The organism is Streptomyces sp. WAC04114 (assembly GCF_019733245.1).
GTDB classification, from domain to species: domain Bacteria; phylum Actinomycetota; class Actinomycetes; order Streptomycetales; family Streptomycetaceae; genus Streptomyces; species Streptomyces massasporeus_A.
In genome coordinates this window covers 1-5644 of record NZ_JAIGQA010000292.1, presented here as the reverse complement: position 1 = coordinate 5644, position 5644 = coordinate 1, and the positions used below count along the sequence as shown (strand labels likewise).

At 72.6% G+C, this 5644-nt stretch carries 6 protein-coding genes; 4 read left to right on the top strand and 2 right to left on the bottom strand.

Annotated elements, in window-relative coordinates; genetic code table 11:
• On the bottom strand, nt 1-1131 hold a 1131-nt coding region (locus tag K4G64_RS38075; protein ID WP_221760435.1), incomplete at its 3' end, for an acetyl-CoA acetyltransferase.
• A 104-nt stretch (nt 1132-1235) separates the two neighbouring features.
• On the opposite strand from K4G64_RS38075, the gene K4G64_RS38070 reads away from it, so the two are divergent.
• Together K4G64_RS38070 and K4G64_RS38065 are read left to right on the top strand one after the other, a co-directional pair.
• Complete coding sequence (locus tag K4G64_RS38070) at nt 1236-2462, top strand: acyl-CoA dehydrogenase family protein (RefSeq protein ID WP_221760434.1); 1227 nt, start codon at nt 1236-1238, stop codon at nt 2460-2462.
• Nucleotides 2459-2929 carry a nitroreductase family deazaflavin-dependent oxidoreductase gene (locus tag K4G64_RS38065; protein ID WP_221760433.1) on the top strand — a complete coding sequence of 157 codons (471 nt, stop codon included), beginning with the start codon at nt 2459-2461 and terminating at the stop codon, nt 2927-2929. The genes K4G64_RS38070 and K4G64_RS38065 overlap by 4 nt, the downstream gene beginning before the upstream one ends.
• Before the next feature lie 92 nt (nt 2930-3021).
• On the opposite strand, the gene K4G64_RS38060 is transcribed toward K4G64_RS38065, so the two are convergent.
• Nucleotides 3022-3669: a TetR/AcrR family transcriptional regulator gene (locus K4G64_RS38060; RefSeq protein ID WP_260461540.1), complete on the bottom strand. Its 648-nt coding sequence runs from the start codon at nt 3667-3669 to the stop codon at nt 3022-3024.
• Between the two features lie 122 nt (nt 3670-3791).
• Between K4G64_RS38060 and K4G64_RS38055 the strand changes: the two genes are divergently transcribed.
• The gene (locus K4G64_RS38055) at nt 3792-4517 is read left to right on the top strand and encodes a VOC family protein (RefSeq protein ID WP_221760432.1); all 726 of its coding nucleotides are present in this window, start codon (nt 3792-3794) and stop codon (nt 4515-4517) included.
• A 192-nt stretch (nt 4518-4709) separates the two neighbouring features.
• The coding region (locus tag K4G64_RS38050; RefSeq protein ID WP_221760431.1) for a serine/threonine-protein kinase at nt 4710-5644 on the top strand (935 nt) is incomplete at its 3' end.

The window sequence follows — 5644 nt, the reverse complement described above, 5'->3', positions numbered from 1 at the left end:
CCAGCCCCCCGTCCCCGACGCCACCGCCAGTCGCGGCGGTGTGCCGTCAGCCCGCCGCACCTGCCGCTGCCCGCACTCCCCGCGCAGCTGCCGAACCGCCTCCACCAGCAGGAACAGCCCCCGCATCCCGGGATGCTGGGCGGAAAGACCGCCTCCGTCGGTGTTCACCGGCAGCTCACCGCCCTCGACCCGCAGCCGCCCCTTCTCCACGAACGCCCCGCCCTCGCCCTTGCCGCAGAAGCCGAGGTCCTCCAGCGTCACCAGCGTCATGTAGGTGAACGCGTCGTAGATCTCGGCGACCTCGATCTCCGCCGGCCGCACCCCCGCCCGCTCGAACGCCAGCCGCCCGCTCACCGCCGCCGGCGACACCGTGAAGTCCGGCCACTCGGACATCGCCGCGTGCGACACGGACTCCCCGCTCCCCAGCACCCACACCGGCGACGTACGGCAGTCCCGGACGTACTCCTCGGCCACCAGCAGCACCGCCGCCCCGCCGTCGGAACGGACGCAGCAGTGCAGTTTGGTGAAGGGGTCCGCGATCATCGGCCCGGACAGCACCTCGTCGACCGTGATCGGGGTGCGGAACATCGCCTCCGGGTTGAGCGCCGCGTTGGCCCGGGCCTGCACCGCCACCTCCGCCAGCTGCTCGATCGTCGTGCCGTACTCGATCATGTGGCGGCGGGCCGCCATGGCGTACTTGGCGATCAGGGTGTGGCCGTGGGGGACTTCGAACTGCATGGGTCCCCGGGTGCCGAAGGACAGCGTTCCGGTGCGGCGGCCGGCCCTGACGTCCGCCCGGGCCGTCGAGCCGTAGACGAGCAGCACCGCGCGCGCGTGCCCGGCCGCGACCGCGTCCGCCGCGTGGGCCGCCATGACCTCCCAGGTGGAGCCGCCCACGGAGGTGGAGTCGACCCAGGTGGGGCGCAGGCCCAGATACTCGGCGACCTCGACCGGCGCCAGGGTGCCGAGGCCCGCCGAGGCGAAGCCGTCGACCAGCGACCGGTCCAGGCCCGCGTCAGCCAGGGCGCGGCGGGCCGCCTGGGCGTGCAGTGCGTACGGGGTCGCGTCGTCCACCCGGCCGCAGTCCGAGAGGGCCACGCCGACGACGGCCACTTTCCTCCGCGCCACCATAAATCTGACGATACATCAGATTGCGGTGGGCGCGGCAGGGCTCTGGGCTTACCTGTTCCGCCGTCCTAATATGACGCACCGTCAGATGCGGAGAGAGGTGCCCCATGGACGCCCGCTTCACCGACGAACAGGACGAGATCCGCCGCACCCTGCGCGAGCTGCTCGGCAAGCGGTGCCGTCCGGAAGAGCTGCGGGCCGCCGTCGACACCCCGGCCGGACACGACCCCGCCCTGTGGACCATCCTCGCCGAGCAACTCGGTCTGCCCGGACTGGCCCTCCCGGCGACCTACGGCGGTGTCGGCTGCACGGCGACCGAACTGGCCCTGGCCTGCGAGGAGACGGGCCGCGCCCTCGCTCCCACCCCACTGCTCGCCACCGCCGTCCTCGCCACCCCGCTGCTGCTCGCCCTCGGCACCGACGCCCAGCGCGCCGACCTCCTGCCCCGCGTCACCTCCGGCGCACTCACCGCCGCCCTCGCCGTACCGGGGCCCGCCCTCACCACCGCCCTCGCGCTCACCGGCCACGACCGGCGCGGAGAGTGGGCCGGCGGGGGACGGGCCGGGGGTGTCCAGGCCCGGCGGACCGAGGACGGCTGGCAGCTGTACGGACAGGTCGACCAGGTCCTCGACGGGCACAGCGCCGGGCTGCTCGTGGTCGCGGCGCACACCGGGGGGTTCGCCCGCTCCCGCGTCCTGCTCTTCCTGGTGCGCGGTGACGCCGCCGGGCTCACTCGCGCACGGCGGACCGCGCTGGACGCCACCCGCCCGCAGGGGCGGATCCAACTACGCTACGTATCAGCCGAGTTGCTGGGGGACGAGACCGTCGACCCCCTTCCGGCCCTCGCCCGGCTCGGTGACACCGCCGCCGCCTGCCTGGCCGCCGAGGCCGTGGGGGCGGCCGGGCGGGTGCTGGAGCGGACCGTCGAGTACGTCGGGCAGCGTGAGCAGTTCGGCCGGCCGGTCGGCTCCTTCCAGGCGGTCAAGCACCGGCTGGCCGACGCGTACGTCCAGGTCCAGGCGGCCCGCTCGGCGGCGTACTACGCGGCCTGGGCGGCCGCCGCCGAAGCCACCGACAGCGCCACGGTCACCGCGACCGCGACCACACGCGAGGAGACCGCCGGCGCTCTCGCCCTCGCCCAGGCGCTCGACGCGCTGCACCGCGCCGCCGCCGAGGGGATTCAGTTGCACGGCGGCATCGGCTTCACCTGGGAGCACGAGGCTCATCTGTACTTCAAGCGTGCCGCGGGCGACGAGCTGCTGTTCGGGCCGGTGCACCGGCTGCGGGCGCACGCGGCCGACGCGGCACACGTCTTCGAGGAGGCCGGCCCATGAGGGGTGCGCGTGTGGTGCAGAAGGTGTCGTCGACCAGGGGCTTCGCCCGCGTGGCACCGCACGTGGTGCCCGCCCTCGACCGCGCCGTCCACCGGCTGACCAGGGGAAAGGTGCTGCTCAGCGCGCAACTGCTCCCCGGCGTGGTGCTGACCTCGACCGGGGCGCGCAGCGGACTGCCCCGCCGTACGCCCCTGGCCTGCATGCCCGAGGGCGGCGGGCGCTCCTGGATCCTCGTCGGGTCCAACTTCGGGCGGCCGGGGCACCCCGCGTGGAGTCACAACCTGCTCGCGCATCCCGACGCGGAGATCAGCTGGAAGGGCCGGGACGTCCCGGTCACGGCCCGGCTGCTGGCCGGGGAGGAACGGGCGGCGGCCTGGCGGGCGCTGCTGCGGTTCTGGCCGCCGTACGCGGCGTACCAGGCGCGGGTGGAGCGGGAGATCCGGGTGTTCCGGCTCGTACGGCGGTAGCCCGGGCGCGGAGAGCGCGACAGGCGGTGGTCCACCCGGGTGGACCACCGCCTGCCAGACAGGACGTGGAGGTAAGAGGCTGTCGCGCCGCGCTATTTCGTCGGCTTCCGGCCGGTGACGCCCAGGTGCACCAACAGGGCGAGGTTCGGCTTCAGTTCGGCCTGCTTCACGCCCCAGGAGGAGAAGCCCTTCTGGTGGGAGGCGACGGCCGCCAGCATCGCGACCAGCGAACCGGCGACGGCCGCCGGGTTCACGTCCTTGTCGACCCTGCCCTTGGCCTGGAGCTCGGCGACGGTGTCCGCCAGGGAGTTGTTGACCGAGTTGAGGATCTTCATCCGGAGTTTGTAGAAGCGCTTGTCGCCCTCGGCCGCGCCGAGATCGACGACCCGGAGGATGGCGTCGTTCTTGCGCCAGAACTCCAGGAAGCCGTCGACGAGTTCCTGCGCCGTCTGCCAGCCGGCCTTGCCGGTCCAGGAGCGGCCCTCCAGGAGCTCCGTCAACGCGGCGCCCTCGGAGGCCACTTGCTCGGCGATCTCCAGGACGGCGCCCTCGACGTCCGGGAAGTACTGGTAGAAGGTCGCGGGCGAAGTGCCCGCTTTCCGGGCGACATCGATGACTTTGACGTCCCGGTACGGGGAGGAGCTGAGCATCTCGCTGAGGCAGTCGAGCAGCTTCTGCCGGGTCGCCTGCCCACGTCGGCCGGCCACGCGGCCGTCGACGGTACGCACTTGTCCTGTCATGACGTCAGCTTACCGAGGCGTGATCGGGGCGCGATTCGGCCGACTGCAAATGGGGTGCAAGGAAGTGCCGGGGCTGGTGTGCCTGGTCTGCGGGGTGTGGCAGTCGCGGTTACGTTGGCGACATGGCCGAAAACAGGGCATCGGTGTACGGAGAGGGCGTCCCCTGCTGGGTGGACGCGCAGCTTGGCGACGTCGAGGCGGGCAAGCGGTTCTACGGTGAACTTTTCGGATGGACCTTCGAGGACGAGTGGTTCGGCTCCTTCACCGAGGCGCTGAAGGACGGCGAACCGGTGGCCGCCCTGGTCCGCAAGGTGGACGGGCGGCTGCCCACCGTCTGGACGGTGTACTTCGCGACCCCGGACGCCCCGGCCCTGGCCCGGCGCATCCGGGACGCGGGCGGGCAGATCGTCTCCCCGCCGGTGCCGGCCGGGGACCTGGGCGTCACCGCGCTCGTCACCGACCCCGAGGGCGCCGTCTTCGACCTGTGGCAGCCGGAGGAGCACCCCGGCTTCGGCAAGCGGCACGAGCCGGGCACCTTCGCCTGGGCCCAGCTGTACGCCCGGGACACCGAGGCGGCCAACGCCTTCTACGGCGACCTCTTCCGAGAGGCCCTGTTCGGGCCGGACGCCGAGCCCGACTTCGGCCGCGCCCCCGTCTCCGACGTGTATCCGGCCGAGATGCCGCCCCACTTCCTCGTGCACTTCGCCGTCGAGGACGTGGCGGCCGCGCTGGAGGACGTGAAGCGGCTCGGGGGCCGGGTTCAGGTCCCGCCTTTCGAGACGTCGTACGGCGAGGTCGCCGTCGTCACCGACAATCAGGGGGCGTCGTTCGCGCTGCTGCGCCGCTGACCAGTCAGGATTTGGTCATCGTTTGATGATTTCTATGCCGAGACATCCCATTTGTCACCCGGTTCGCAACCGGGGCTCCGGCCAGGAAGAATCAGGGTGCGTGCCGCCATGGCGGTGCGGTGGTGAGACGCTGCACGGGGTCGCGTGGAACATGTGGCTTGGCGCGGCTCGTACGGGGAGGTGGCAGGCAGAGTGGTGGATCAGCTGACGCAGCACGATCCGCGGCGGATCGGGCCGTTCGAGGTGCTGGGACGGCTGGGTGCCGGCGGCATGGGGCTGGTCTATCTCGCGCGTTCGGCGTCCGGCCGGCGCGTGGCGATCAAGACCGTCCGGACGGAGCTGGCCGAGGACCAGCTGTTCCGGGTCCGCTTCACGCGTGAGGTGGAGGCGGCCCGTGCCGTCTCCGGCTTCTACACGGCCGCGGTCGTGGACGCCGACCCGCGCGCCGCCGTGCCGTGGCTGGCCACCGCGTACGTCCCCGCGCCCTCCCTCGAGGAGATAGTGAACGACTGCGGCCCCCTGCCGGCCCAGGCGGTGCGCTGGCTGGCGGCGGGCGTGGCCGAGGCGCTCCAGTCCATCCACGGCGCGGGGCTGGTGCACCGGGACCTCAAGCCGTCGAACGTCCTCGTCGTCGAGGACGGCCCCCGGGTGATCGACTTCGGTATCGCGTCCGGCGTGTCGAATACACGTTTGACGATGACCAATGTCGCCGTCGGCACTCCCGCCTACATGTCGCCCGAGCAGGCCAAGGACTCCCGCAGCGTCACCGGCGCCAGCGACGTCTTCTCCCTCGGCTCGATGCTGGTCTTCGCCGCCACCGGGCATCCGCCCTTCCACGGCGCCAACCCGGTCGAGACGGTCTTCATGCTGCTGCGCGAGGGCCCGGACCTGGGAGGCCTTCCGGACGAGCTGCGTCCGCTCATCGAGTCCTGTATGCAGATGGACGCGACGGCCCGCCCCAACCCGGCCGACCTCCAGTCCCAGCTGGCCCCCCACCTCTTCGGCTCCGGCTCCGACGACAGCGGTACGGCCTCCGCCTGGCTGCCCGAGCGGGCCGTGAGCCTGATCGAGTCCCGCCGCAACGGCCGCCCGGCCGCCAAGCCCGCCCCCGGCGCGGGCCGCAGCGG